Annotated in this window: 25 protein-coding genes; 19 read left to right on the forward strand and 6 right to left on the reverse strand. The window is 71.4% G+C overall.

Annotation, left to right across the window (positions count from 1 at the left end):
* The first annotated feature begins 9 nt into the window (after positions 1-9).
* The 18 genes from ssuE (at position 10) to ASH01_RS13770 (ending at position 19578) form a co-directional block, all read left to right on the forward strand.
* Positions 10-1173, forward strand: a complete 1164-nt coding sequence (ssuE, locus tag ASH01_RS13685) for an NADPH-dependent FMN reductase (protein ID WP_056776631.1) — start codon at positions 10-12, stop codon at positions 1171-1173.
* Positions 1170-3110, forward strand: a complete 1941-nt coding sequence (locus ASH01_RS13690) for an FAD/NAD(P)-binding protein (protein WP_056776634.1) — start codon at positions 1170-1172, stop codon at positions 3108-3110. Before ssuE ends, ASH01_RS13690 begins: the two co-directional genes overlap by 4 nt.
* Positions 3100-4236, forward strand: a complete 1137-nt coding sequence (locus tag ASH01_RS13695) for an LLM class flavin-dependent oxidoreductase (protein WP_056776637.1) — start codon at positions 3100-3102, stop codon at positions 4234-4236. The genes ASH01_RS13690 and ASH01_RS13695 overlap by 11 nt, the downstream gene beginning before the upstream one ends.
* Positions 4233-5003, forward strand: a complete 771-nt coding sequence (locus ASH01_RS13700) for a DUF1684 domain-containing protein (protein ID WP_056776640.1) — start codon at positions 4233-4235, stop codon at positions 5001-5003. The genes ASH01_RS13695 and ASH01_RS13700 overlap by 4 nt, the downstream gene beginning before the upstream one ends.
* Entirely contained in the window at positions 5000-6058 is a 1059-nt protein-coding gene (locus tag ASH01_RS13705; protein ID WP_056776644.1) for an LLM class flavin-dependent oxidoreductase, read from the forward strand. Before ASH01_RS13700 ends, ASH01_RS13705 begins: the two co-directional genes overlap by 4 nt.
* A 46-nt stretch (positions 6059-6104) precedes the next feature.
* A complete protein-coding gene (locus ASH01_RS13710) occupies positions 6105-7067 on the forward strand; it encodes a carbohydrate ABC transporter permease (protein ID WP_235509613.1) in 963 nt (320 codons plus the stop codon).
* The gene (locus ASH01_RS13715) at positions 7064-7996 is read left to right on the forward strand and encodes a carbohydrate ABC transporter permease (protein ID WP_056776650.1); all 933 of its coding nucleotides are present in this window, start codon (positions 7064-7066) and stop codon (positions 7994-7996) included. The genes ASH01_RS13710 and ASH01_RS13715 overlap by 4 nt, the downstream gene beginning before the upstream one ends.
* Positions 7997-8064: 68 nt before the next feature.
* A complete protein-coding gene (locus tag ASH01_RS13720; RefSeq protein WP_056776653.1) occupies positions 8065-9366 on the forward strand; it encodes an ABC transporter substrate-binding protein in 1302 nt (433 codons plus the stop codon).
* Between the two features lie 155 nt (positions 9367-9521).
* Entirely contained in the window at positions 9522-10637 is a 1116-nt protein-coding gene (locus ASH01_RS13725; RefSeq protein WP_056776657.1) for an ABC transporter ATP-binding protein, read from the forward strand.
* A gap of 2 nt (positions 10638-10639) precedes the next feature.
* Positions 10640-11521, forward strand: coding sequence for a glycerophosphodiester phosphodiesterase family protein (locus ASH01_RS13730; RefSeq protein ID WP_056776660.1), 882 nt, complete (start codon positions 10640-10642; stop codon positions 11519-11521).
* Between the two features lie 249 nt (positions 11522-11770).
* Positions 11771-12433: a TetR/AcrR family transcriptional regulator gene (locus ASH01_RS13735; RefSeq protein ID WP_082619829.1), complete on the forward strand. Its 663-nt coding sequence runs from the start codon at positions 11771-11773 to the stop codon at positions 12431-12433.
* 2 nt (positions 12434-12435) lie between these two features.
* The gene (locus ASH01_RS13740; RefSeq protein ID WP_056776663.1) at positions 12436-12897 is read left to right on the forward strand and encodes a PPOX class F420-dependent oxidoreductase; all 462 of its coding nucleotides are present in this window, start codon (positions 12436-12438) and stop codon (positions 12895-12897) included.
* An 8-nt stretch (positions 12898-12905) separates the two neighbouring features.
* Positions 12906-14114 (forward strand): dephospho-CoA kinase, encoded by a 1209-nt coding sequence (gene coaE / locus ASH01_RS13745; RefSeq protein WP_056776665.1) that lies wholly within the window; start codon positions 12906-12908, stop codon positions 14112-14114.
* A 44-nt stretch (positions 14115-14158) separates the two neighbouring features.
* Positions 14159-15208 (forward strand): lipoate--protein ligase family protein, encoded by a 1050-nt coding sequence (locus ASH01_RS13750; protein WP_056776669.1) that lies wholly within the window; start codon positions 14159-14161, stop codon positions 15206-15208.
* 77 nt (positions 15209-15285) lie between these two features.
* Positions 15286-15669 carry a YciI family protein gene (locus ASH01_RS13755; RefSeq protein ID WP_056776671.1) on the forward strand — a complete coding sequence of 128 codons (384 nt, stop codon included), beginning with the start codon at positions 15286-15288 and terminating at the stop codon, positions 15667-15669.
* Positions 15670-15709: 40 nt separating this feature from the next.
* On the forward strand, positions 15710-17824 hold the full coding sequence (gene uvrB, locus ASH01_RS13760) for an excinuclease ABC subunit UvrB (RefSeq protein WP_056776673.1): 2115 nt from the start codon (positions 15710-15712) through the stop codon (positions 17822-17824).
* Positions 17825-17895: 71 nt separating this feature from the next.
* Entirely contained in the window at positions 17896-18240 is a 345-nt protein-coding gene (locus ASH01_RS13765; RefSeq protein ID WP_056777727.1) for an MmcQ/YjbR family DNA-binding protein, read from the forward strand.
* Positions 18241-18462: 222 nt separating this feature from the next.
* Positions 18463-19578, forward strand: coding sequence for a TerC family protein (locus ASH01_RS13770; RefSeq protein ID WP_056776677.1), 1116 nt, complete (start codon positions 18463-18465; stop codon positions 19576-19578).
* A gap of 121 nt (positions 19579-19699) precedes the next feature.
* Here ASH01_RS13770 and ASH01_RS13775 read toward each other — a convergent pair whose 3' ends face one another.
* The gene (locus ASH01_RS13775; RefSeq protein ID WP_056776679.1) at positions 19700-20137 is read right to left on the reverse strand and encodes a VOC family protein; all 438 of its coding nucleotides are present in this window, start codon (positions 20135-20137) and stop codon (positions 19700-19702) included.
* Between the two features lie 256 nt (positions 20138-20393).
* Between ASH01_RS13775 and ASH01_RS13780 the strand changes: the two genes are divergently transcribed.
* Positions 20394-21323 carry a hypothetical protein gene (locus tag ASH01_RS13780; protein ID WP_056776683.1) on the forward strand — a complete coding sequence of 310 codons (930 nt, stop codon included), beginning with the start codon at positions 20394-20396 and terminating at the stop codon, positions 21321-21323.
* Positions 21324-21461: 138 nt separating this feature from the next.
* Here ASH01_RS13780 and ASH01_RS13785 read toward each other — a convergent pair whose 3' ends face one another.
* Genes ASH01_RS13785 through ASH01_RS13805 form a run of 5 tightly spaced genes read right to left on the reverse strand, consistent with a single transcriptional unit; the run spans position 21462 to position 26335 of the window.
* Entirely contained in the window at positions 21462-22835 is a 1374-nt protein-coding gene (locus tag ASH01_RS13785; protein ID WP_082619830.1) for an MFS transporter, read from the reverse strand.
* Positions 22836-22892: 57 nt separating this feature from the next.
* Positions 22893-23768, reverse strand: a complete 876-nt coding sequence (locus tag ASH01_RS13790) for an EamA family transporter (RefSeq protein ID WP_056776686.1) — start codon at positions 23766-23768, stop codon at positions 22893-22895.
* The gene (locus tag ASH01_RS13795) at positions 23765-24559 is read right to left on the reverse strand and encodes a C40 family peptidase (protein ID WP_056776689.1); all 795 of its coding nucleotides are present in this window, start codon (positions 24557-24559) and stop codon (positions 23765-23767) included. Before ASH01_RS13795 ends, ASH01_RS13790 begins: the two co-directional genes overlap by 4 nt.
* A gap of 34 nt (positions 24560-24593) precedes the next feature.
* Positions 24594-25157: a hypothetical protein gene (locus ASH01_RS13800; RefSeq protein ID WP_056776691.1), complete on the reverse strand. Its 564-nt coding sequence runs from the start codon at positions 25155-25157 to the stop codon at positions 24594-24596.
* Positions 25157-26335: a C39 family peptidase gene (locus ASH01_RS13805; protein WP_056776695.1), complete on the reverse strand. Its 1179-nt coding sequence runs from the start codon at positions 26333-26335 to the stop codon at positions 25157-25159. The genes ASH01_RS13800 and ASH01_RS13805 overlap by 1 nt, the downstream gene beginning before the upstream one ends.
* Positions 26336-26371: the final 36 nt, after the last annotated feature.

Here is a 26371-nt window from a genome sequence, read left to right on the forward strand (position 1 = left end):
GGGACTGACATGGCCACCATCGTCACCCTCGCCTCGAGCCCGTCCGCGGCGTCCCGCACGGATGCCGTCCTCGGCCACATCGAACGCCGTCTCACGGTCCGCGGCCACGACGTCCAGCGCGTCGTCATCCGTGACCTGCCCGCCGAGGCGCTGCTGCGCGCCGACGTGGCTGATCCGCAGATCGCCGCCGTCGTGGCGCAGATCGAGGCGGCCGACGCGGTCGTCGTCACGACGCCCGTCTACAAGGCGGCCTACACCGGGCTGCTCAAGACGCTGCTCGACGTGCTCCCGCAGTACGCGTTGCGCGGCAAGTCGGTGCTCCCCGTCGCCACCGGCGGCAGCGCGGCCCACGTGCTCGCGGTCGACTACGCGCTTCGGCCGGTCCTCGTCTCGCTCGGCGCCGAGCACGTCACCCAGGGCTGGTTCGTGCTCGCCTCCGACGTGCAGGTCTTTCCCGCCGACGGGGGCGTGCTGCTCTCGGAGGCCGCCTCCCGAGCCCTGCACCAGGTGACGGAGTCGTTCCTGTCGCACGTCGCACGGCACCGACGCGGCGAGGTGCCCGCCCTCGACGACGACGTCGTGCTGCGGGTGTCCCCGCACGACGACGTCGCGGCCCCGCTGCTCGAGGACCTCGTCGTCGAGTACGGCACGCGCTACGGCCTGTCGACGCCGCACACGCAGCTGACGGAGGTCCCGGTCAGCGACTTCGAGGGACCCCACGGGGCCTTCGTCGTCATCCTGCGTGGCGGGCAGACGATCGCCGGCGGTGCGATCCGCCGCTACGACGACACCACGGCCGAGGTGAAGCGGGTCTGGACCAACGCCCAGTTCCGGCGGCAGGGGCTCGCCCGCCGCGTCCTTCTCGAGCTCGAGAAGGCCGCGGCGGGCCTGGGCTACCGGAGGATCCACCTCACCACGGGTCCGCGCCAGCCGGAGGCCCGTGCCCTCTACCTCGCGTCCGGCTACCTGCCGGCCTTTGACCTGCACGCCGACCCGGAGTCGATCGGCCCGCACGCCTTCGACAAGGAGCTGCCGGCCGGCACCGTCCGATCCGCCTCAGCCGCAGGCGGACCGGGCCCGGCGAGCGTCGACAGCGCCGCGCCGACCGCGCCCGACGGGGCGGCCGTGGCGGCCGCGGGTCTGCGCTCCTACCGGGACTGGGGCGCGGCGTGACCGACCGACGGATCGTCGTCGTGGGCGCCGGACCACGGGCGCTCGGCCTCGTCGAGCGCATCGGCGCCAATGCCCGCGTGGTGGGCAGCCCGAGGGAGCGGGTGCAGGTGCACGTCGTCGACCCGCACCCGCCCGGCGGCGGCCGCATCTGGCGGTCGGCGCAGTCGCCCCTGCTCTGGATGAACTCCGAGGCGCAGGACGTCACGGTCTTCACCGACGCGTCCGTCACGTGCGAGGGCCCGGTCGTGCCCGGGCCGTCCCTCGCCGAGTGGGCGGCCGGCCCCGACGCGAGCGCAGCCGCCGGGGCCCTGTCGGCGCGTGACTTCGCGCCGCGCGTCGTCCAGGCCGACTACCTCGAGTGGGCATGGCGACGAGTCGTCTCGACCCTGCCGGAGCACGTCACCGTCCACGCCCATGCGGACCGGGCTGTCGAGCTGCACGGGACCGGCGCCGAGGGTGGACACCAGCAGGTCACCCTCGCTCGTGGTGCGGTGCTCGAGGGCGACATCGTCGTGCTCGCCCAGGGCTATCTCGACCAGGCGCCCGCACCGGACGAGCAGCGGCTGCTCGACGACGCCGCGTCACGGGGGCTCACCTACGTCCCGCCGGGTCACACGGCCGACCTCGAGCTCGAGGGCCTGCGCCCGGGCGAGCCCGTCGTCGTCCGCGGCATGGGTCTGGCCTTCATCGACCTCGTCGTCCTCCTCGGCGAGGGCCGCGGCGGCACCTTCACCGGCGAGGGCACGCAGCTGACCTACCACCCGAGCGGACGCGAGCCGGTCCTGCACGTCGGGTCCCGTCGTGGCGTGCCGTACCACGGCAAGCTCGGCTACGAGGTGCGATCGGCCGCCTCCGGACCGGCGCCCCTGCGACACCTGACCCGTGAGCGCCTCACGGCCCTCGGTGCGGGCACGGCGGCCCTCGACTACCGCACCCAGGTCTGGCCCCTCGTCGTGCTCGAGCTCGCGGTGGCGCACTACCGCCGGCTCTTCGAGGCCCATCCCGAGCGCACACGGGGCACCTTCGACGCGCTCGAGCGCGCCCTGGTCACGGCCGACGTCACCAGCGGTGAGCTCACGGCCGTCGCCCTGACGCACCTCGCAGACCCCGAGGACGTCTTCGACATCGAGCGGATCGACCGCCCCCTCCGTGCTGTCATCGACCAGGCCACGCGGGCCGCCGACGTCGAGCGCGTCGTCGCCGAGCACATCCGCCGCGACGTCGTCCGGCGCGCCGACGCGTCGCGATCGAGCGACCGCGCCGTCTTCGACACGCTGCTCGGGGTGTATGCCGCCCTGGCGGAGCTCGTCGTGTCGGGTCGCCTCCTCGACGAGGACCGGGTGCGCCACGTCGAGGGCCACTTCCACGGGCTCTTCTCGTTCCTCGCGAGCGGTCCGCCGCCTCGCCGCCTCGCCGAGCTGCTCGCGCTGCACCGGGCCGGCGTCGTCCGCTTCCTCGGCCCCGACCTCGAGCTCACGATCGAGGAGGGTGCCTTCGTCGGGAGATCCGGAGAGCGCGTGGTGCGGGCGCGGGCCGCCGTGGACGCACGGCTGCCCCGCCCCGACAGCGCCCTCGTCACCGACCCCCTCGTCGCAGGCCTGCTGGCCGGGGGCGAGCTGCGCTCGCGACCCGTCACGGCCGCCGACGGAACAGCCCTCGGCGCGGGGCAGCTCGTCGCCGACGCCCGGGCGCGCGCCGTCCGCGCCGACGGCACCGTGCACCCACGCCGGTACCTCCTCGGGCCCGCCGTCTCTGGCTCCGCCGGCGCCGGAGGCTTCTCCCGGCCCCGCTTCAACGGCCCCGGCTTCCGCCAGAACGACGCCGTCGCCCGGGACCTGCTCACCGTCGCCGTGAGCGACCGAGCCACCGCCCGCCTCCGACTCGCCCCGCACCCCGTTCCCACCACGAGAGACAAGGACCACCGCCATGCCAGTTGAGTTCCTCGGCATCGCCGCCAACCACGACGGCACGGAGACGAGAGCCCGCAGCGCCGGCGCCCTCGACCTGCCGTATGCCGTCAAGCTCGCCCGAGCCCACGAGGACAACGGGTGGGACCGCGTCCTCTTCGCCTACCACTCCGGATCGCCCGACCCCGCCCAGGTCGCCGCGCACGTCGCGGCCCACACCGAGCGGCTCAACCTCGTCGTCGCGCACCGACCCAACACTGCCTACCCGACCCTGACGGCCAAGACCTTCGCCACGCTCGACCACATCAGCAACGGTCGGTTCGAGGTCCACGTCATCACCGGCGGCAGCACGGCGGACCAGTCCGCCGAGGGTGACCACCTCGACAAGGACGCCCGCTACGCCCGCACCCGGGAGTTCATCCGGATCCTCAAGCAGGCGTGGACGAGCGACGAGCCGTTCGACTTCGACGGCGAGCACTACCGGTTCGAGAACTTCCTCGCGGACATCAAGCCGCTCCAGACCCCGCGCCCACGGATCTCGTTCGGCGGGTCGAGCCCGGCGGCATACGCCGTCGGTGCGCAGGAGGCGGACGTCTTCGCCCTCTGGGGCGAGCCGCTCGCCGGGACGGCGGAGCAGATCGAGACGATCCGCGCCGCTGCAGCTGCCGCCGGGCGCGCGCTCCCGACGATCCAGGTCGCATTCCGACCGATCCTCGGTGCCACGGACGAGCTGGCCTGGGAGAAGGCCGAGCGCACGCTCGGCGACATCCACGCGCTCCAGGCCGAAGGAGCCTCCGTCTCGCGGGGCCGACTGCGCCGCAGCGGGTCCCGGCCCGAGAACGCCGGCTCGCAGCGGCTGCTCGCGGCCGCGGAGGCGGGGGATCGCCACGACCGCGCCCTCTGGACCGCGACGTCTGCCGCGACCGCTGGCGGCGGCAACTCCACGGCCCTCGTCGGCACGCCCGAGACCGTTGCCGCGGCGCTGCTCGACTACTACGACCTCGGCGTGCGGATCTTCTCCGCCCGCGGCTACCACCTCTACGACGATGCCGTGGACGTCGGGCGGCACGTCATCCCGCTCGTGCGCGAGGAGGTCGCGCGTCGGGAGGCAGCGACCGCCGCGACGACGCCTGCCGACCACGAGGCCGTCGCGTGAGCGCCCGGGACGAGTGGCTCGCGTGGCGCGCCGCTCGCGAGGGCGACCTCACCCAGGAGCACGGCTGGCTCTCGCTGACCGGCTTCGCGTGGCTGCCGGACCGGCCGACGAGCCTGCCCGGTCTCCCCGGCCTCTGGTGGACGGACGCCTCCGCTGCCCACGTCGAGGCGACCGCGAGCGAGGGGCTGCGCGTCGACGGCGAGCCCGTCGCCGGGCGGGCCACGACGGACGTCGAGGAGGCAGGGTCGCGGCTCTGGGTGCAGCACGGCGAGCGCGTCGTCGAGCTGCTCCGGAGGGGCGGGCGGCTCGCGGTGCGCACCCGGGACCCGCGGGCCACGACGCGCCGGGACTTCGCCGGTGTGCCGACGTGGGAGCACGATCCGGACTGGGTGCGCCCCGGACGGTTCACGGCCGCCGACCCCCCGGCGCGGGTGGGGGTGCGCACCGCCCGTGACGACCTCGTCCAGCACTCCACGGTCGTCGGCACCGTCGACGTCGACATCGACGGCGTGCGCCACCGGCTCAGCGCGGTCGGCGCCGGAGAGGGCCTCGGACTCCTCTTCCACGACACGACGAACGGCTCGCTCTCGGCGCCCTGGCGCACCGTCACGACGTCGTCCCCGGACCCCGACGGCAACGTCGTCGTCGACTTCAACCGGGCCGTCAACCTCCCCTTCGCCTTCACGGCGTACGGCACGTGTCCGGGGCCGGTCACGGGCAACCGGATCGCCGTGCCCGTCACAGCGGGTGAGAAGCGGCCGGCATGAGGTTCTGCACGTACACGTTGCTCGACACGAGCCCCGACCCCGTCACCGGGGTCGCCCGCTCCCAGACGGAGGCCTTCGAGCACGTCGCGCGCCAGGCCGTGTGGGCCGAGGAGCTCGGCTTCGACGCGTTCGGGGTGGGGGAGCGGCACGCCCAGCGCTTCGTCTCGTCCTCGCCGCCCGTCGTCCTCGCGCACGTCGCGGCGAGGACGTCCCGCATCCGACTCATGACGACCGTGACGGTGCTCTCGCTCCTCGACCCCGTCCGCGTCGCCGAGGACTACGCGACGCTCGACCACCTGAGCGGTGGGCGGCTCGACGTCGTCATCGGCAAGGGCAACGACCCCGACCAGAACGCCCTCTTCGGCTACGACCTTGACGGCCAGTGGGAGCGCAACGCCGAGAAGTACGAGCTGTTGCGACGGCTGTGGCGCGAGGACCGGGTCACGTGGTCGGGACGCTTCCGTCCCCCGCTCGTCGACGCGACGACCCAGCCGCGGCCGCTCCAGCAGCCCATCCCCGTCTGGCACGGCTCGGCGAGCTCGACCGAGTCGACCGAGCTCGCCGCGCGCTGGGGCGACCCGCTCTTCTCGGCCAACGGCTTCCACCCCTTGGAGACCTACGCCGCCCTCGTGCGGCACTACCGCGAGCGGTGGGAGGTGCACGGCCACGACCCGGCCGACGCGGTCGTCGGTGCCGGATTCCTCGGGCTCCTCGTCGCCGACACGACACAGGAGGCGCTGCGCCTCTACGAGCCGGCGTTCGAGGCGTTCCGGCGCTCGCCGGGTGCCGTGCACAACCGCCTGCCCTTCTCGACGCTGGAGGAGTACGCCCGCGACAGCTCCGCGTTGATCGGCTCGCCGGCCGAGGTCGTCGACAAGATCGGGCGCTACCGGGAGGCCTTCGGCCACGAGCTCTCCGGTGTCTCGCTCGACGTGCCGGGCCTGCCGGAGAGCGTGACCCGGCGCAGCGTCGAGCGGTTCTTCGCGGACGTGGCCCCGGTCGTGCGACGCCAGCACCCGTCGCGACAGGAGTTCAGACACGCGTTGAATGCCTGACGCACCAAAGCCGCAATCGGTGCACCTGCGCGGCTAGGTTTGCCGGGTGCAGTCATCGGTGACCCAACCCCAGAGCGCCACGCCCGGGTCCGGGGGACCCCCGCCCGAGGTGGGTCCACCCCCGCGACGGTCGAGCGGGCGGGCCTGGGAGTGGTCGCTCGCGGCGCTCCTGCTGCTGCCCAACCTCGTGCTGCTCATCGTCTTCACGTACCGCCCGCTGCTCGACAACATCAGGCTGTCGTTCACCGACTGGAACATCTCCTCGCCCATCGCCAACCCCGTGGGCCTGTCGAACTACATCGAGTGGTTCGGGCGTGACGACACGAAGATCATCCTGCGCAACACCCTCGTCTTCACCGTCGCCACCGTCGGCATCTCCATGGCGGTCGGGCTCGGCCTCGCCCTGCTGCTCGACCAGAAGCTCAAGGGGCGCAACTTCGTCCGCTCGGTCGTCTTCGCGCCGTTCGTCATCTCGGGCGCCGCGATCGGCATCGCCTTCCAGTTCGTCTTCGACCCGCAGTTCGGCCTCGTCCGCGACCTGCTCGCGCGGATCGGTGTCGCCTCGCCCGACTTCTACCAGCAGCCCGGCTGGGCGCTCTTCATGGTGACCGTCACCTACATCTGGAAGAACCTCGGCTACACCTTCGTCATCTACCTCGCCGCCCTGCAGGGGCGGCGCGCCGACCTCGACGAGGCGGCCGAGATCGACGGCGCCACTGCGTGGACCCGTTTCCGACGCGTCCTCATGCCCCAGCTGCGCCCGACGACGTTCTTCCTGTCGATCACGGTGCTGCTCAGCTCGGTCCAGGTCTTCGACATCATCAACGTCATGACCCGGGGCGGCCCGCAGGGCAACGGCACGACCACCCTCGTCTACCAGGTCTACCAGGAGACGTTCGTCAACCAGCGCGCCGGCTACGGCGCCACCGTCGCCACCGTCATGTTCGTCATCCTGCTCGCCGTCACGGTGGTCCAGGTGCGCTTCATGGACAGGGGGAAGCAGGCATGAGCACGTCCACCATCGTCGGGACCCGCGACGACGAGCAGGTCCCGCCGACCGGCGGGCAGCGACGGCGGCGACGCACGTCGCACCAGGTCGAGGCCTCGGCGCACCACCGCGGACCGATGTGGACCGCAGCGGGCTACGCCGGCATGGTCCTCGTCGTCCTCGTCATCGCCGTCCCGCTCTTCTGGATCCTGCTCACCTCGTTCAAGGAGCGCGGTGACATCTACGTCCGGCCGGCCCAGTGGTGGCCGGACCCGGCGACGGGCCAGAACTACAGCGAGCTGACGACCCGCATCCCGTTCTTCGACTACGTCCGCAACTCGGTCATCATCACGTCGGCGACCTCGGTCGCCAAGATCGTGCTCGGCGTCATCAGCGCGTACGCCCTGTCGCTGCTGCGCTTCCCGGGACGCTCGGTCGTCTTCCTCGTCGTCATCGCAGCACTCATGGTGCCCAACCAGATCACCGTGATCAGCAACTACGCCCTCGTGGCGCAGCTCGGCTGGCGCAACACCTTCCAGGGCATCATCATCCCGCTCGCGGGCGTCGCCTTCGGCACCTTCCTCATGCGCAACCAGTTCCTCAGCCTGCCCGGCGAGATCATCGAGGCCGCGCGCCTCGACGGCGCCGGACCGATGAAGCTGCTGTGGCGCGTCGTCATGCCGATGTCGTGGCCGACCCTCGTGGCCTTCGCGCTCATCACCGTGGTCAACGAGTGGAACGAGTACCTCTGGCCGTTCCTCATGTCCGACGACGAGACGACGGCGCCGTTGCCGGTCGGTCTGACGTTCCTCCAGAACAACGACGGCGTCACGAACTGGGGGCCGGTCATGGCGGGCACCGTCCTGGCCATGCTGCCGATCCTCGTCCTCTTCCTCTTCCTCCAGCGACAGATGATCAAGGGCCTCACGGCAGGGGCCGTGAAGAGCTGAACCCGGCTCTGCCGCATACCGATCCATCCCCACGACCCCACCCACCACCACAGGGAAAGGCACCATCCATGAACGAGTTCTCACGTCGAGGCTTCCTCGGCCTCGCCGGCGCGGCCGGCGTCGCCGGTCTCGCGGCCTGCGCGGGCACCGGCACGTCCCCGACGACGGGCGGCGGTGGCGGCTCGAGCAACACCATCGAGTTCTGGAGCAACCACCCCGGCAACAGCAAGCCGGTCGAGCAGGAGATCATCAAGGCCTTCGAGGCGGCCAACTCGGGCCTCAAGGTCAAGCTCGTCGACGCCGGCAAGAACTACGAGGAGGTCGCGCAGAAGTTCAACGCCTCGCTCGCCGGCGGCTCGCTGCCCGACGTCGTCGTCGTCTCGGACGTCACGTGGTTCAACTTCGCGCTCAACAAGCAGCTGAGCCCGCTCGACGAGCTGCTCTCGACGGCCAAGATCGAGACAAGCGACTACGTCGACGCGCTCTACAACGACTACAACCTCGACGACAAGCACTACGCGCTGCCGTTCTCCCGGTCGACCCCGCTCTTCTACTACAACAAGGACCTCTGGAAGGCGGCCGGTCTCGAGGACCGCGGCCCGAAGGACTGGGACGAGTTCCTCACGTGGGCACCGAAGCTCAAGGCGGCCGCCGGCTCGGACAAGATCGTCATGGAGCTGCCCGACGGCTCGAACTACCTCGACTGGGTCTTCCAGAACATCGTGTGGGGCTACGGCGGTGCCTACTCGAAGGAGTGGACGCCGACCTTCTCGGACCCCAACACGGTCAAGGCCGGCACCTACCTGCAGAACCTCGCCAAGGACGGCTACCTCAAGCTGTCCAAGGACCCCGCTCCCGACTTCACGGCCGGCATCGTCGGCTGCAGCATGATGTCGACCGGTTCGCTCGGCGGCGTGTCCAAGGACGCGAAGTTCTCGGTGGGCACGGCGTTCCTGCCCGGTGACGGCAACTGCCCGACGGGCGGTGCAGGCGTCGGCATCCCGGCCAACATCTCCGACGACCGCAAGAAGAACGCGCTGAAGTTCATCGAGTTCCTCACCAACGCCCAGAACACCGTCACCTTCACGCAGGCCACCGGCTACATGCCCGTGCGCAAGTCGGCCGTGGACCTGCCGGAGGAGAAGGCGTTCCTCGAGAAGAACCCCAACGCCAAGACGGCCATCGAGCAGCTGCCCAAGACGCGGTCGCAGGACAACGTCCGCGTGCTGCTGCCCGGCGGTGGCGCCCGGATCGGCAAGGGCCTCGACCAGATCGTCCAGGGCCAGGACGTCGCGACGGTCTTCAAGGGCCTCGACGCCGAGAGCCAGCAGGTCTTCGACTCGCAGATCAAGAGCAAGCTCGGCGCCTGACGCGCTGCCGCACCACCCCGGTCGTATGCCGTCCGGCAGGCCCCGCACGGACCTGCCGGACGGCTCCGGAGTGACGTGGGAGGTGGCGAGCACGCTCGCGCCCTCCCACGTCCCCGGCTCCGGACCCCGAACCAGAACGACCCGAGAGGCCACCGATGGCAACCGTGTACTTCGACGAGGCGACTCGTCGGTTCTCCAAGGACGACGCCGCCCCGGCGGTCGACGGCATCACGCTCGACATCGCCGACGGTGAGTTCCTCGTCCTCGTCGGCCCCTCGGGCTGCGGCAAGTCGACGACCCTGCGGATGCTCGCGGGTCTCGAGCCGGTCGACGGCGGGCGCATCCTCGTCGACGGTCACGACCAGAAGGGGGTGCGCCCGCGTGACCGGGACATCGCCATGGTCTTCCAGAGCTACGCGCTCTACCCGAACATGTCGGCCGCGCAGAACATGGCCTTCGCCCTCGACAACGCGAAGGTGAGCAAGGCCGAGACGAGGCAGCGGGTCGCCGAGGCCGCCAAGATCCTCGAGCTCGAGCCGCTCCTCGACCGCAAGCCCGGCCAGATGTCGGGCGGTCAGCGCCAGCGCGTCGCCATGGGACGCGCGATCGTGCGCAACCCCAAGGTCTTCTGCATGGACGAGCCGCTGTCCAACCTCGACGCCAAGCTGCGCGTCTCCACCCGCTCGCAGATCGCGGGTCTGCAGCGAAGGCTCGGCATCACGACGGTCTACGTCACCCACGACCAGGTCGAGGCGATGACGATGGGCCATCGGGTCGCGGTGCTGCGCGACGGGAAGCTCCAGCAGGTCGACACGCCGGAGCGGCTCTACGACCACCCGGTCAACACCTTCGTCGCGGCCTTCATCGGCTCGCCGGCCATCACGCTCGTCGAGTCCGAGGTGCGCGAGGGCGTGGCGCGGGTCCACGGCGTCCCGGTGCCCCTGGACCGTGCGGTCGCCGGTCGCGCGGGGGAGAAGGTCGTCGTCGGGCTGCGCCCGGAGTCGTGGCACGTCGTGGAGACGCCCGCCGGCGGAAGCCGGGACGGGGCCGACCCGTCCGCCCTCGGGCTCACCGTCGAGCTCGTCGAGTCGCTGGGCTCGGAGTCGTTCGTCTACGGCCGCCCGGTCGGCGCCGACGAGGGCGCCGACCGCGTCACCGTCCGCCTCGACAAGCGCACCCACCTGACGGTCGGTGACACCGTGCACGTCGAGCCCAACCGTGGCGAGGTCCACCTCTTCGATGCTGCCTCCGGCGAGCGGATCGAGGCCTGAGCATGGCGTCTGGCCCCGGTCCATGGGCCTCGGGCCGCTTCGACGTCGAGGGGCATCGCGGCGCCAAGGGGCTCGTCGTCGAGAACACCCTGGCCAGCTTCGCCGCTGCCTACGACGCCGGGGTGACCGGCGTCGAGCTCGATGTCCGGCTCACCGCCGACGGGGAGGTCGTCGTCTGGCACGACCCGGTGCTGCTGCCGCCCAAGTGCCGGCCGACCGGTCCGGACCTCGTCGGCGCCCGGGTCGCCGAGCTGACCCTCGAGCAGCTGCGCACGGTGGACGTCGGCAGCCAGACGCTCGCCGGCTTCCCGGAGCAGCGACCGTCGCCGGGCGCCCGCATCTCGACGTTGGACGAGGTGCTCGCCCACGGGATCGAGCGCGCGCCCGACGTGTGGTGGACCATCGAGCTCAAGGTCAACCCGCTCGACCCGGGGGAGTCCGCCGGACGGCGTCGACTCCTCGAGGGGGTCCTGGCGAGCGTCCACGAGGCCGGCCTCGAACGGCAGTGCTTCATGCACTCGTTCGACTGGGCCGTGCTCGAGCTCTCGGCAGAGCTCGCGCCCGACGTCATCCGCTCAGCCCTCGTCGAGGCCTCGGTGACGTGGGTCCCGGGCAGCCCGTGGACGGGCAGCGTCAGGGTGGGGGAGTCGCACGACGACGTGTGTGCCGGTGCCGCCGCCGTCGGGGCGGGCGTCATCTCGCCCGAGCACGTGCTCGTCGACGCGGACTTCGTCCAGCGCGCGCACGCCGCCGGACTCGCCGTGCTGCCGTGGACGGTCAACGAGCCGGCGCGGATGGTCGAGCTCGTCGAGGCGGGAGTCGACGGCCTCGTGTCGGACTACCCCGACCGCGCCGTCTCCGTGCTGGCGCCGACGCCTGCCTGACCCGGTGGGCCGACGCGGCCCGGCCACGTGCCGTAGCGAGGGGCCGGACCCCGTGGTCCGGCCCCTCGCTCCCCCTCCGGTGCCCCTCCGGGGCGGGAGCCGTGGCGCCCGTGGCACACTCGTGCGGTCGACAGGCGCCGATGTCGACGCTGTCACCGTCCGGTGCAGCAGCTGGGTGGGGACCCCTGGACCCCACCCATTCGCTAGAACGCCGTTCCAGCGAACTCATGATGCGTTCGAAGGGCTCCGATGTCAACAGACCGGGCGTACGACAACAGCTCGCGTGCGGAAGCAGCCCTGGCCACCCGGCGCCGGATCATCGAGGCCGCGGGCGAGATGCTCCTGCGCGACGGCTACCACGCCATGTCGGTGAGCGCGCTCGCCGCGAACGCCGGGGTCAGCGCGCAGACCGTCTACAACGCCATCGGCGGCAAGGCGGCCGTCGTCAAGGCGGTCTACGACGTGCTCCTCGTCGGTGACGACGCGCCCGTCGCGATGCAGGACCGGCCGGAGTTCCGCGCCATGTCGACGGCCCCCGACCGCGAAGGCTTCGTCCGGGCCTACGCCGCGTTGTGCGCGACGATCTACGAGCGGGTCGGACCGCTTCTCGGCGTGCTCCTGGCCCAGGGCGCCGGCGGCGACACGGGCTTGCAGGACTTCGTCGCGACGATCGACCGCGAGCGTCGGGCCGGCAACACGAACGCCCTCAACGCCCTCGAGGCGGCCCACGGGCTGCCGCCGCAGCTCGACCGCGAGCGTTTCATCGACATCGTCTGGACCGTGACCTCGCCGGAGATCTACGACCGTTTCGTGCGACGCTGCGGGTGGACCCACGCGATGTATGCCGCCTGGCTGGCCGAGGCGGTCGTCGCGATCTTCGACCGCGCCAGCAGCGCCGAGCAGGAGGACTGACGATGCCCCGCCAGATCGCGAGCAACACCGAGGTCGACCGCGACGCGATGCTCGACTTCGTCCGTCCGCGCCACTCGATGGTGCTCATGACGCAACGCGCCGACGGGCGACCGCAGGCCTCGCCGGTCACGGGCGGCGTCGACGAGCAGGGACGCATCGTCATCTCGACCTACCCCGAGCGCGCCAAGACGACGAACGCCCGACGCCGACCGCAGGTCAGCGTCCTCGTCCTCTCCGACGACTTCGGCGGCGAGTGGGTGCAGGTCGACGGCGACTGCGAGGTCATCGACCTGCCGGACTCCGTCGAGCCCCTCGTCGACTACTTCCGCGCCATCTCGGGCGAGCACCCCGACTGGGACGAGTACCGCCAGGCGATGCGCGACCAGGGCAAGTCCCTGCTTCGTGTCACGCCCACCCGATGGGGTCCGGTCGCCAAGGGCGGCTTCCCCGCCCGCCTCGCCTGAGGTCGCCCGTGCTGCGCGTCGGAGTCACCGGAGGGATCGGGTCGGGCAAGTCCACGGTGTCGCGACGGCTGGCCGAGCTGGGCGCCCACGTCATCGACGCGGACGCGGTCGCCCGCGAGGTCGTCGAGCCGGGGGAGCCCACCCTGCAACGGATCCGGGCGCGCTTCGGGGACGCGGTCGTCCGTGACGACGGGAGCCTCGACCGGGCTGCCCTGGCCGCGATCGTCTTCCCCGACCGCGAGGCCCTCGACGCGCTCGACGCCATCACCGGACCCGCGATCGCGGCCCGCGTCGCAGAACGTCGGGCCGCCGCTCCTGACGACACCATCTCCGTCTACGACATGCCCCTCCTCGTCGAGCGCGGGCTCTGGGTGCACGAGCACCTCACCGTCGTCGTCGAGACCGACGTCGAGACGCGGGTGCGCCGGCTCGTCGGAGAGCGTGGCCTGGACGAGACGGACGCCCGGCACCGCATCGCCGCCCAGGCGACCGACGCCCAGCGCCGTGCGGTCGCCGACGTCGTGCTCGACAACTCCGGCACGCCCGACGACCTCGCGCGCGCCGTGGACGCCCTCTGGCACGAGCGGCTCGTGCCCTACGAGGGCAACCTCGTGACCGGCACCCGGTCACGCCGGCCGGACCTCGCGCGCGAGTGCGTCGTCGACCCCCGCGCGGACTGGGAGCCACGCGCCGAGCGGGTCGTCGCCCGTCTCGCTGCGGCGCTCGCGCCCACCGGCGTCGCCACCGAGGTGTCGCACATCGGCTCCACGTCCGTGCCGGGACTCCTCGCCAAGGACGTCATCGACGTCCAGGTCGGGCTACGCCACCTCGCCGACGCCGACCGGGACGATGTGCTGCGGGCGCTCCGGGACGTCGGCTACGTCTTCTCCCACGGCATCCACAGCGACACGCCCCACCCGGTCGGGTCCGACCCGGCCGGATGGACCAAGCGTTTCCTCGGCGGCTGCGACCCGGGCAGCCACGTCCACGTCCACGTGCGCGAGCACGGCTCCGCGGGCTGGCGATTCGCGCTCCTGTTCCGCGACTGGCTGCGCCACGAGCCCGCCGAGCGGGACGCGTATGCCACGGAGAAGCACCGGCTGCTCGGCCTGCACGAGGCCACCTCGGACTACGTCGTGGCCAAGGAGGCATGGTTCGAGGGCGCGTGGCAGCGCGCGACGGACTGGGCCGAGCGCACCGGCTGGCAGCCGCGGTAGGGAGCACCCGGCATACGCAGGGGGCGCTGGGTGTTGAGCGTGACATGCGTGGTGAGTACAAGGTCCCCGGTGGAAAGCTCGTGGCGGTCGACCTCGAGGAGGTGGACGGCAGACTCGCCCGGGTGAGCGTGTCCGGCGACTTCTTCCTCGAGCCCGACGAGGCGCTCGGCGACATCAACGCAGCGCTGACGGGCATGTCCGTGGACGCCGGTGTCGAGCAGCTGGCCGGCGCCGTCACGGGCGCCCTCGCCGCCGACGTGTCGCTCATCGGCTTCACGGCCGAGTCGATCGGCATCGCGATCCGCCGTGCCCTCGGCAAGGCGACGGGGTGGGACGACCACGCCTTCGACGTCATCCCGGCGCGCGTGCTCGACCCAGCGCTGCACGTCGCGCTCGACGAGGTCATCGCCCGCGAGGTCGCGGCGGGGGAGCGGCCGCCGACGCTGCGCTTCTGGGACTGGGACAGCCCACTCGTCGTCATCGGCTCGTTCCAGTCGGTCCGCAACGAGGTCGACCCCGACGGGGCCGAACGCCACGGCATCGACGTCGTGCGGCGCGTCTCCGGGGGCGGCGCCATGTTCATGGAGCCCGGCAACACCATCACGTACTCGCTCGTCGTGCCCACCTCCCTCGTCGAGGGACTGAGCTTCGAGCGGTCCTACTCCTTCCTCGACGAGTGGGTCATCGAGGCACTCGTCGACGTCGGCGTGACGGCCCACTTCGTGCCGCTCAACGACATCGCGAGCGACCACGGCAAGATCGGCGGCGCCGCGCAGAAGCGCTTCGCGTCGGGCGCGGTCCTGCACCACGTGACGTTGGCCTACGACATCGACGCGGACAAGATGCTCGAGGTGCTGCGGATCGGCCGCGAGAAGATGAGCGACAAGGGCACGAAGTCGGCCAACAAGCGCGTCGACCCGATGCGCTCGCAGACCGGGATGACGCGGGACGCGATCCTCGAGTCGTTCGCGGCGTCGTTCGCCCGGCGCTACCGGACGACGGTCTCCGACTACACCGACGCCGAGCTCGCCGAGGCCCAGCGTCTCGTCGACGAGAAGTTCGCGACCCCGGGGTGGACCCACCGCGTCCCGTGATGTCGAGACCGGCGTGTCCGCTCCGACGTCCCTCCCGAGGCGGCAGACTGGCCGCCCGCGAACCGAAGGGACAGCCCATGAAGTACGTCATCCTCATCCACTCCAACCCGCAGCCCTGGGGCCACCCGACAGGTGCCTTCATGCCCGAGGCGCTCGCCCGCCCGCAGGAGGAGCGCGACGCTGGTGGTGCGGCCTTCGACGCGATGCTCGAGGAGCTGTCGAAGAGCGGTGAGCTCAAGGGCGGTGAGGCGCTCGGCGCCCCCGCCTCGGCACGGATCTACCGCTGGTCGGAGAGCGGGACCGTCTCGACGGACGGGCCGTACGCCGAGAGCAAGGAGCACCTCGCGGGCTTCTTCCTGCTCGACGTGGCGTCCCGGGAGCGCGCGGAGGAGCTCGCCGTGAACTTCGCGGGGCCGGGCGACACCGTCGAGCTCCGCCCCGCCTACGTCTGGGAGGAGTAGGCGAGTGGGCGCTGTCGGTCGTGCGACGTACGGTTGAGCCATGCGTCCCACGACCGACCTCCAGCGCACGGTGGCACCCTTCGAGGTGATCTCCGAGTACACCCCGAGCGGTGACCAGCCCACGGCGATCGCCGAGCTCGCGAAGCGCGTCCGGGCCGGCGACACCGACACCGTGCTGCTCGGTGCCACCGGCACCGGCAAGTCGGCGACGACGGCCTGGCTCATCGAGCAGGTCCAGCGGCCGACGCTCGTCATGGCGCCCAACAAGACGCTCGCCGCGCAGCTGGCCAACGAGTTCCGCGAGCTGCTGCCCAACAACGCCGTCGAGTACTTCGTCAGCTACTACGACTACTACCAGCCCGAGGCGTACATCCCGCAGACGGACACCTACATCGAGAAGGACAGCTCGGTCAACGACGAGGTCGAGCGGCTGCGGCACTCGGCGACCAACTCGCTGCTGACCCGGCGTGACGTCATCGTCGTCGCCTCGGTGTCGTGCATCTACGGCCTCGGCACGCCCCAGGAGTACGTCGACCGGATGGCCCGGCTCAAGGTCGGCCAGGAGGTCGTGCGCGACGACCTGCTCCGGCGCTTCGTCGAGATGCAGTACACCCGCAACGACCTCGCCTTCACCCGCGGCACCTTCCGCGTCAGGGGCGACACCGTCGAGATCATCCCCGTCTACGAGGAGCTCGCGATCCGCATCGAGTTCTTCGGCGACGAGATCGAGCGCATCTACACCCTGCACCCCGTGACCGGCGAGGTCGTCAACGAGGAGCAGGAGATGTACGTCTTCCCGGCGTCGCACTACGTCGCCGGCCCCGAGCGGATGGAGCGGGCGATCCGCGGCATCGAGCTCGAGCTCGAGGACCAGCTGGCCCTCTTCGAGAAGCAGGGCAAGCTCCTCGAGGCCCAGCGCCTGCGCATGCGCACGACCTACGACCTCGAGATGATGCGGCAGGTCGGCTTCTGCAACGGCATCGAGAACTACAGCCGCCACATCGACGGCCGCACGTCCGGCTCCGCTCCCAACTGCCTCATCGACTACTTCCCGGAGGACTTCCTCCTCGTCCTCGACGAGTCGCACCAGACGGTGCCGCAGATCGGCGCGATGTACGAAGGCGACATGTCCCGCAAGCGGATGCTCGTCGAGCACGGCTTCCGTCTCCCGAGCGCCATGGACAACCGGCCGCTGAAGTGGGAGGAGTTCCTCGAGCGCATCGGGCAGACGGTCTACCTCTCGGCGACACCGGGGGAGTACGAGCTGGCCAAGTCCGGACCGCCGGTCGAGCAGATCATCCGACCCACCGGTCTCATCGACCCCGAGGTCGTGCTCAAGCCGACCAAGGGCCAGATCGACGACCTCATGCACGAGATCCAGGAGCGCACCAAGCGCAACGAGCGCGTCCTCGTCACGACCCTGACGAAGAAGATGGCCGAGGACCTCACCGACTACCTCCTCGACAAGGGCATCCGGGTCCGCTACCTCCACAGCGACATCGACACGCTGCGGCGGGTCGAGCTGCTCCGCGAGCTGCGCAGCGGCGTCTTCGACGTCCTCGTCGGCATCAACCTGCTCCGCGAGGGCCTCGACCTGCCCGAGGTCTCGCTCGTCTCGATCCTCGACGCGGACAAGGAGGGCTTCCTCCGCTCGGCCCGGTCCCTCATCCAGACGATCGGACGCGCGGCCCGAAACGTGTCCGGCCAGGTGCACATGTACGCCGACAAGATCACTCCGTCGATGGAGCAGGCCCTCGACGAGACCAACCGGCGCCGCGAGAAGCAGATCGCCTACAACACCGAGCACGGCATCGACCCGACGCCGCTGCGCAAGAAGATCGCCGACATCACCGACCTGCTCGAGCGTGAGGACGCCGACACGCAGGAGCTGCTCGGCTCCGGGCGCATGCAGTCCCGCGGCAAGAGCGGCGCCGGTCGTGGCGCCATGGCCGCCGACGTCGGGGTGTCCGCCGGTGGCACGACCAACCGCCCGGCCGACATGGCGGCGGCCGACCTCGCCGGGCTCATCCAGGAGCTCACGACCCAGATGCACCAGGCGGCGACCGAGCTGCACTTCGAGCTCGCCGCGCGCCTGCGCGACGAGATCGGCGACCTCAAGAAGGAGCTGCGGCAGATGAGTGCCGCGACGCGGTGATGTCCCGTGATGGCTCGGTGTCGGCTCGGTGACGGCTCGGTGACGGCCCCGTGGTGACCCAGGGTTCCGGCGTGGCGGCACGGCTCCGCGCGGCCGCCCTCGCGCTGCCCGGGGCGTGGGAGGACTCGCCGTGGGACGGCGACACCGTCGCCAAGGTCGGCGACAAGATCTTCGTCTTCCTCGGCGACGACTCGATCGGGGTCAAGAGCGCCCGCAGCCGCACCGAGGCCGACGAGTGGCTGCTGCGCTACCCCGACGACGCCTCGGTCATGGCCTACATCGGCCGGCACGGATGGAACACCCTGCGCACGACGGGGGCGATCGACCCCGACGAGCTCCTCGAGGCGATCGAGACCTCCTACGAGATCGTCGTCTCGGGCCTGCCGCGCGGCAGGCGCCCCGGGACGGTCGGCTGAGCGCCATGCGACCCGCCACCCGTCGTGCTCACGGGGCGGACCGATTTGAGGAGCGCCGCTCGGAGTGAAAGACTCAGGCGTTCACGGAGGGGAGTATCCCCGACACGACGGGCTCGTCATCACGGAGTGGGTCTCACCGCCGCTCCCGGTCCCGTCGGTCCGGCACCACGCCGGGCGGGAGAGACCTCCGGTTACTGCTCTGGTGACCGGAAGGTTGTGCCCATGAACGTTCCCGTGTGGGGTTGGTTCCTCACCATCGGTCTGATGACCGTGTTCCTCGCCGTCGACGTCTTCGTCATCGCACGACGACCCCACGTCCCGTCGATGGCCGAGGCCGGGAGGCACCTGGCCTTCTTCGTCGCCCTCGCCGTGCTCTTCGGACTCTTCATCTGGTTCGAGTGGGGCGGGCAGTACGCCGGGGAGTTCTACGCCGGTTGGCTCACCGAGTACTCGTTGTCCGTCGACAACCTCTTCGTCTTCCTGCTCATCATGGGCAGCTTCAAGGTGCCGAAGAAGCTCCAGCAGTCGGCGCTCATGGTCGGAATCGTCATCGCGATCATCCTGCGCGGCATCTTCATCGGGCTCGGCGCCGTCGTCATCAACGCGTACGCGTGGGTCTTCTACATCTTCGGCGCCTTCCTCGTCTACACGGCGATCAAGCTCGCGACCGGCGGGGAGAGCGACGACGACGAGTACCACGAGAACCGCTTCCTGCTCTGGGTCGAGAAGCGCTTCCCGGCGACCAAGGAGTGGCACGGCACGAGCCTGACGGTGATCGAGAACGGCAAGCGCCTCATCACCCCGATGCTCATCGTCATCCTGGCCCTGGGTACGACCGACCTGCTCTTCGCACTCGACTCGATCCCGGCGATCTACGGCCTGACCAACGAGCCGTACCTCGTCCTGACGGCCAACATCTTCGCCCTGATGGGACTGCGTCAGCTCTACTTCCTCATCGGCGGCCTGCTCAAGAAGCTCGTCTACCTCAGCATCGGCCTCGCGGTCCTGCTCGCCTTCATCGGCGTCAAGCTCGTCATGCACGCGATGCACGAGAACAATTTGCCGTTCATCAACGGCGGCCAGCCGATCGAGAGCGTCCCCGACATCCCGATCATCGTCTCGCTCGGTGCGATCGTCCTGATCCTCGGCGTCACCACCGTCGCGAGCCTCTGGAAGTCCAGCCGGGACGCGAAGCTCGAGGCCGCGAACGGCACTGCCCCCGTCGACGGCGTCGCGGAGGGCGACACCGAGGCTCCCGACGTGGCCCGGGACGCCTCCGCCGGGCTCCCGGCCGAGGAAGGCATGACCACTCCCCGCGCCAGGCACGACCAGCGCTGACGTATGCCGTCACGACGCGCCGTCGACCACCCGGCCGGCGGGCGCGTCACGTCGGCGCGCCCGGACGCCTCCTCCGCCGTGCATTGGCAGCGCCCCTGCGTCGACGGGAAGGACGCTGGCATCACGTGCCCTTGAGCTCCTGGGCCAGCATGACGATGATGCCGCTGGGTCCGCGGACGTAGGTCAGCGTGTAGACGTCCTCGTAGGTCGCCACGCCGCGCAGCGGATGGCACCCGTGCCGTGCAGCGATCGCGAGCGCCTCGTCGATGTCGTCGACCGAGAAGGCGACCCGGTGCATCCCGATCTCGTTGGGCAGGGTGGGCGTCGTCGCGATGGCGATGGGGTGGATGTACTCGAAGAGCTCGAGGCGACCATGCCCGTCCGGCGTCTGGAGCATGGCGATCCTGGCGTGGTTGCCATCGAGTCCCACGGCGGTGTCGGTCCACTCGCCGCTGACCGTGTCCCGACCGACCACCGTCAGTCCGAGGTCGGTGAAGAAGGCGATCGCCGCCTCCAGGTCGTCCACCGCGATGCCGACGTTCTCGAGCTTGATGGGCATGATGCGACGGTACCGAAGCGCGCTGTCGCGATCGTCGCGCCGAGCCCGACGATGTCGAGATCGACGCGGCTCCTGCGTTCCTCGGCAGCCGAGCGGCCGGACGCAGCCTGCCGCCGGAGGAGGTCCAGCACGCGGACCACCGTCCGTGACCACCGCTCCCGGGATTGCCTCCTGACGTTCCCGCCCGTGGGCGTTGGCCGCGGGTAGGGTCCGAGCATCGGGGGAAGAGGTCCTCCGACGACGACAGGGGAACCTCATGAGGACACGACTGCGCACCGCCGCCGCTGGGCTCGCGCTGACGCTCGCATCGACGCTCGGCGTCGTCGCCGCATCGCCGGCCACGGCTGCCGACCCGGTCGGCTTCGCCAAGGTCAGCAGCTGCGCCGACCCGCAGCTCAACGCGTTCGACAACTGGTCGGGCCACACGCTCGGCGCCTACAAGGACACCAACTGGGTGCCGCAGGGGATGACGTACGACTCCGCCGGCGACTACCTGTACGTCTCGATGTACCACCGTGACGCCGCCGAGGTGCCGCGCGTCGTCGTCTACAAGCGCTCGACGTCCGCGTGGGTCAAGACCATCGAGCTGAGCGGCGTTCCCAAGACGGGACATGCAGGCGGTCTCACGATCGGGCGCGGCAACCTCTACGTCGCCGACAGCGTCGGCGGTGCGCGGATCTACCGCATCCCGATCGACCGCATCCGTGCCGTGCCCGCCGGCACGCGCAAGGCCGTCGGCTACGCCGCGCGATACACCTTGAACAGCCTGACGCGGGCGTCGTACGTCGACTACGACGGTGGCTCTCTCTTCGTCGGCGACTTCTACAACAACGTCATGCGTCGCTACCCGACGTCCGCCGCGGGCGTCGTGACGCTGACCCCCAACGCGTCCTACTCCACCCCGACCATCGTCCAGGGCGTGCAGGTCACGAGCAGCCGATTCGTCTTCAGCCGCTCGTGGGGTCGGGACAACCTGAGCAAGGTCACGACGCAGGTGCGGTCGACGGGTGCGCGCACGAGCCACAACACGCTGCCGATGATGGAAGGGATCGTCTGGGCGCCGCAGTCGGCGGGCTCCTCGGTCAACCGTCTCTACTCCGTCTTCGAGTCGACGTCCAAGGAGTACGCCGACTCCAACTGCCGCACCCACGCCATCTGGAGTGCCTCCAGCGGCTACATCCTCTGACCTGCGGCGCGTCCCCCCTGTCGCCGTCCGCACGTGTGACAGGGGGGAGGCGCCGGTTCCGGAGTCGGCCGAGGCCCCCAAGGACGACAGCCGTCCGACCGCTCCGACAGCCCCGACAGCCCCGACAGCCCGGAGTCGTCAGCGGACGCGGTGGGCGACGACCCAGCCGAGCAGGGCGGGGACGGCCATGACGGCGAAGACGGCGGCATACGCCCCGGGGACGGCCGAGCCGGCCCCGGCGAAGACGATGGCCGAGAGGGCGATCGCCGTCGCGGCCCCGGACGAGTCGCCGATCTGCAGGGCCGAGCTGACGAAACCTTGCTCGGTGGACCCGGCGCGCGAGAGAGCCTGGGCCGTCACGCGTGGGTAGAGGGTCCCGATCCCGAGGCCGACGACGGGGAAGAGCGCGATGACGACCCACGTCGGCGCGTCGAGCGCCACGGCACCAGCGAGGGCGAGGAGGGCGAGGGCGATCGCGGCGAGGGAGACGGCTGCCGTGCGACCGATCTCGAAACGGCGGTCCCAGCGGCCCTGGACCCACGACCCGGCGAACCACGTGACACCCGTGACGGTGAGGGCGACGCCGGCGAGGCTGGGGCTGAGGCCGTCGCGTTCGGTCAGCAGGCGCGGCAGGTAGACCTCGGCGCCGCTGAACGCGGCGAAGGCGAGGGCACGCAGCGCGACATCGGTCGGCAGCCCCCGGGCGGCCCGCAACGTCCCGTGCGGCGTGAGCGGCAGCAGGGTGAGGCCCACGACGACGAGGGCGATCACGGCCAGGGTGATGCCCCACGGGTCGAGCCGGTCGGCGACCGCGTTGAGACCGAGCACGGCGACGGCGAGCACGACCGACGCGGCGATCGACCGCCACCGCCACGGCACGTCGACGACGTCCTGCCGCAGTCCCGTGATGATGCGGCCGAGCAGCACGGCTGCCACGACGAGGACGACGAGGGCCAGCCCGAAGACCCAGCGCCAGCCGATCGTCTGGGTGATGAGGCCGGCCACGAAGGGGCCGGCGATCGACGGCACGACCCAGGCGGCCGAGAAGCCGGCGAGGATCGCCGTGTGCAGCCGCTGCGGGTAGACCCGGGTCACGAGGACGTAGAGCGCGGTGCTCGTCATGCCTGCCCCGAGGCCCTGCACGACACGGGCTGCCACGAGCAGTCCCATCGACGGAGCCAGACCCGCGACGACGAGACCGGCGGCGAAGAGCACCAGCCCGATGAGCAGGGGCGGCCGGGGTCCGCGACGGTCGGCGAGGTTGCCGGACCACACGATGCTGACGATCCCCGATGCGAGCGTGGCCGTGAAGGCCATGGCATACAGGGACGCGCCGTCGAGCTCGCGGGCGATCGTCGGCATGACGGTCGTCAGGGCGAGTGCCTCGAAGGCGTGCAGGGAGACGAGGGCGATGACGCCGATGGTCGTGGCCCGCAGCGCGGGGGCCAGGATGCCGCCGCCTGCGTCGGGGACGGCCGCGTCGGTGTCAGGGCGCATCGTGCTCGAGGTCATCCGGCGACGGTAGGACCTCACGTGGACTTGAGGTCAAGCGGAAGGCGCCGTGGCGCATCAGCCCGGGCCCATCGCGGCGTCCGGTGACTCGGGACGCGACTGGGCGCCGAGGACGATGACGCTGGCGAGGACGACGAGCGCCATACCGGCCACCTGCCCTCGGTCGAGCACCTGGTCGAGGACGACGAACCCCGCGAGGGCTGCGACGACGGGCTCGAGGCTGAGCAGGATGCCGAACACCCGTTGCGCGAGATGGCGCAGGGCGACGAGCTCGAGGGAGTAGGGCAGCACGGAGGACAGGACGGCGATGCCGAGACCGAGCGCGACGTCCCGCGGCGTCCAGCGGTCGACCGACGTCAGCCCGAGCGGCGCGACCGCGACCGTCGACACGATGAGGGCGAGGGCGAGCCCGTCGAGCCCCCCGAAGGCCTTCCCGGTGCGCTGGCTGAGGACGATGTAGGCCGCCCAGAAGACGCCCGCGAGCGCCGCGAAACCGACGCCCACGAGGTCGAGCCGGTCCCACGACGTGTGCAGCACGCCGGAGACGAGCACGACGCCGAGGGCTGCCGCGGCGACTGCCAGGACGTCCCGCGGCCGACGGCTCAGCGCGGCCGCGAGGCCCAGCGGGCCGAGGAACTCGATCGTCACGGCCACGCCGATGGGAAGGTGGGCCAGGGAGGCGTAGAACGAGGTGTTCATCGCCGCGAGCGCCAGCCCGAAGAGCACGACGGTGCCCCAGTCGGACCGGCTGCGACCGCGCCACGCAGGCCGCGCGACGGCATACAGGATGACCATCGCGAAGAAGAGGCGAAGCAGCACCGAGCCGGGTGCCCCGATGCGGGGGACGAGCGTGGCGGCGAAGGCGCCACCGAACTGGACGGAGACGACACCGCCGAGGACGAGCAGGGGAGCGCTGCGGTGGTCGACGCTCACGGCATCGGCAGGCGCCCGGCGGCGACGAGGGTGGCGAGGCGGTCGGCGGGCAGGTCCTCCTCGACGAGCACGCCTCCGGTCTCCGAGGCGTGGACCATCCGCCCGGGTCGCACGACGATGCCCACGTGGTGGATCCGCCTGCCCGGCCGGGCGAAGAAGTAGAGGTCGCCCGCCTGCACGGCGTCGACCTCGACCGGCGTCGCGAGCTCCGCCTGGGCGTACGCGTCGCGGGCCACGACGACCCCGAGGAGGCGCCACGTGTGCAGCACGAGACCAGAGCAGTCGAAGCCGAGGGGGGACACGCCGGACCACAGGTAGGGCAGCCCGAGATGGCGGCGGGCCTCGGCGACGGACGGGTGCGTGTCGTCACGGTCCGCCCCGGCGGACGCGTCGATGACGGGCGTCGGCCCCTCCACGAGGGTCTCGGCCGCCGGCGTCAGGTGCGCCGAGGGCACCCACCCCGGGTAGCCGCGGTCGTCCTTGGGGGAGAGCTGCCACGGTGCCACGACGTGGGACCACGTGCCCGACTCGTTGGTCGCGGTCACGACGACGGGCTCCCCGGCCAGCAGCTGCGACTCGACCCGGCCGTGCAGGCCGAGCCTTCCGTCGCCGGACTCGTCGTCGGCGGGGCGTGCGTCGAGCGCGGCGAGCCACGCCGCGGCATCGGGCTCGTCGGCGACGACGGGCGCGTCGACGGGGCGCGGGCTCCCCGGGCTGGACCAGACCGTCGTCACGGGGACGCGGACGAGGTGGGTGGCGGTGACGGCGTGGACGGCGACGGACGAGCTCACGCCCGTCATCCTCGCACCCGGCTCCCGGCCTCGCTCACGCCGGCCAGGCGCTGGACCCCGCGACGTGAACGGGCCGACCGTCGACGGTCACCTCCCACACGAGGTGCTCCGGTGTCCGCTCCCACGTGAGGACCGGCTCGGCCGTGCGGGCGCCCTCGCCGGCACCGGTGGCAGCCATCGCCGTGGCGGTGATGGTCGTCGGGTCGGTCCAGAGCAGCGCCGGCGGGCACGACTCGAGGTCGCCCTCGTGACGCTGGAACGTCGACCACCGGCGTACGCGTGCAGCGGGCTCGCGGCCGTCGGCGCCTTCCGTGCGTGGCGGAGACGTCGCGACGTCGACGAGCGCGAAACCGACGAGGCGCTCGCCGGCGGTGACGGGCACGAACCAGCGCCCGACCTCGGCCACGGGGTCGGCCGACGCGCCTGGCGGAGCCGGTGCCCGGACCGACACCGGGCGGCCGATGACGCCCCGACGGTGCACGAGTGGACCGACCCGGCTCGCGTCCGCGACGAGCTGCTGGGTCGCCGCCCGGGCGCGCTCGGCGAGACTCGACCCGTCGTCGGGTGTCTCGCCCGGCCGGTCGGCGTCGCGCTCCATCAGGCCAGTGTGACCTGCGCGGTGAAGGTGCGGCGGTAGGTCGTCACGTCGAAGTTCTCCCACCGCGTGACGACGCCGGAGCTCGGCGGCCACGGGTCGAAGACGGTGAGCCCACGGTCCGTGGCCGTCAGCAGCAGCCACCCCGTCTCGGAGTAGCCGACGACGGTGCGCGAGTGGCCCGGCACGAAGCTGACGAGCGGCCGGTTGGCGTTGATCTCGTTGACGAAACGCGAGAACGGGTTCGTCGTGAACATCGTCGCGTCGAGGGCGTTGCTGCTGAGCCGCTCGAGGACCGTGACGACGAGTGCGTCGTTCGCGTAGGGCAGACCCGTCGGGCTCGACGGCGTGCCGAGACCGAGCTCGGCGGCGACCCGCACCTGGTCGTACTCGTAGCGGTAGAAGTCGAGCAGCATCTGCACGCTCGCGGCGACGCACCACACGTTGGTCTGCTGGCCCCGCAGCTCGTAGCAGACCTGGTGGTCGCTGTTGCGCGTGGTGTAGTGCAGGTCCCGGCGCCGCGTGCGCAGCAGGATGTCGACGGTGTCGACGACGGAGATCGTGAAGCGGTCCCGGTCGAGGCGCTCGACGAGCCGCGACAGCTCGCCGACCGCGGTGTCGTAGCGCGCGGCCCGGGACTCGCGAGCCTTCGCGGTGAGGCTGCCGAGGAAGGACCAGCGCTCGAAGTCGGCCGGCGGCGCGCCGCGCTCGCGCTTGCTCGCCGACGGCACGACCTCCCACGTGTGCAGCTCGAGCATCGCGACCTCGCGCCCCTCGCGCCGGAGCTGGAGGGCGAGCTTCGGGTGGCTGTAGTCCACGAAGCGCACCTCGTCGACCTCCACCTGCGTGCCGTCGTTCTGCTTGGCGAGCACCTCGAGGGCCTGTTCGACGAGGCGCTCGGGCTCCCAGACGGCATCGGGCGAGGCGGCGACGAGGACGGCGCCCATCGCGGGGCTCGCCGCGACGTCGAGGTAGCCACGAGCCTTCCTGCCCCCGAGACGGGCCCGCCAGAAGAGAACGTCTCCCGACAGGTCGTGCACCGGGGTCGCTGCCGACTCGACCTCCGCGCCCGAGATCGAGCGCGGGAGCGCGTCGACGCTGAGCAGCAGGCTGGCGTGGGTGGCGGCGAGCGCGACGTAGCGCTCGGACTCCTGGCTGACGACAGGGGTGGTGACGGACATGGGTGACTCCTTCGCACGGGTGCCGGTCAGTGGCCG

Origin of the sequence: Terrabacter sp. Soil811 (genome assembly GCF_001429655.1) — a bacterium.
Classification (GTDB): Bacteria; Actinomycetota; Actinomycetes; order Actinomycetales; family Dermatophilaceae; genus Terrabacter.

Bases quoted from the DNA above. Each gene is read 5' to 3' on its own strand.
- ASH01_RS13715 (WP_056776650.1), top strand. From the start codon at position 7,064: ATGAGCACGTCCACCATCGTCGGGACCCGCGACGACGAGCAGGTCCCG.
- ASH01_RS13805 (WP_056776695.1), bottom strand. From the start codon at position 26,335: ATGTCCGTCACCACCCCTGTCGTCAGCCAGGAGTCCGAGCGCTACGTC.
- ASH01_RS13780 (WP_056776683.1), top strand. From the start codon at position 20,394: ATGAGGACACGACTGCGCACCGCCGCCGCTGGGCTCGCGCTGACGCTC.
- ASH01_RS13800 (WP_056776691.1), bottom strand. From the start codon at position 25,157: ATGGAGCGCGACGCCGACCGGCCGGGCGAGACACCCGACGACGGGTCG.
- ASH01_RS13740 (WP_056776663.1), top strand. From the start codon at position 12,436: ATGCCCCGCCAGATCGCGAGCAACACCGAGGTCGACCGCGACGCGATG.
- ASH01_RS13775 (WP_056776679.1), bottom strand. From the start codon at position 20,137: ATGCCCATCAAGCTCGAGAACGTCGGCATCGCGGTGGACGACCTGGAG.
- ASH01_RS13785 (WP_082619830.1), bottom strand. From the start codon at position 22,835: ATGACCTCGAGCACGATGCGCCCTGACACCGACGCGGCCGTCCCCGAC.
- ASH01_RS13770 (WP_056776677.1), top strand. From the start codon at position 18,463: ATGAACGTTCCCGTGTGGGGTTGGTTCCTCACCATCGGTCTGATGACC.
- ASH01_RS13755 (WP_056776671.1), top strand. From the start codon at position 15,286: ATGAAGTACGTCATCCTCATCCACTCCAACCCGCAGCCCTGGGGCCAC.
- ssuE (WP_056776631.1), top strand. From the start codon at position 10: ATGGCCACCATCGTCACCCTCGCCTCGAGCCCGTCCGCGGCGTCCCGC.
- ASH01_RS13725 (WP_056776657.1), top strand. From the start codon at position 9,522: ATGGCAACCGTGTACTTCGACGAGGCGACTCGTCGGTTCTCCAAGGAC.
- ASH01_RS13720 (WP_056776653.1), top strand. From the start codon at position 8,065: ATGAACGAGTTCTCACGTCGAGGCTTCCTCGGCCTCGCCGGCGCGGCC.
- ASH01_RS13705 (WP_056776644.1), top strand. From the start codon at position 5,000: ATGAGGTTCTGCACGTACACGTTGCTCGACACGAGCCCCGACCCCGTC.
- ASH01_RS13750 (WP_056776669.1), top strand. From the start codon at position 14,159: ATGCGTGGTGAGTACAAGGTCCCCGGTGGAAAGCTCGTGGCGGTCGAC.
- ASH01_RS13695 (WP_056776637.1), top strand. From the start codon at position 3,100: ATGCCAGTTGAGTTCCTCGGCATCGCCGCCAACCACGACGGCACGGAG.
- ASH01_RS13735 (WP_082619829.1), top strand. From the start codon at position 11,771: ATGTCAACAGACCGGGCGTACGACAACAGCTCGCGTGCGGAAGCAGCC.
- ASH01_RS13730 (WP_056776660.1), top strand. From the start codon at position 10,640: ATGGCGTCTGGCCCCGGTCCATGGGCCTCGGGCCGCTTCGACGTCGAG.
- uvrB (WP_056776673.1), top strand. From the start codon at position 15,710: ATGCGTCCCACGACCGACCTCCAGCGCACGGTGGCACCCTTCGAGGTG.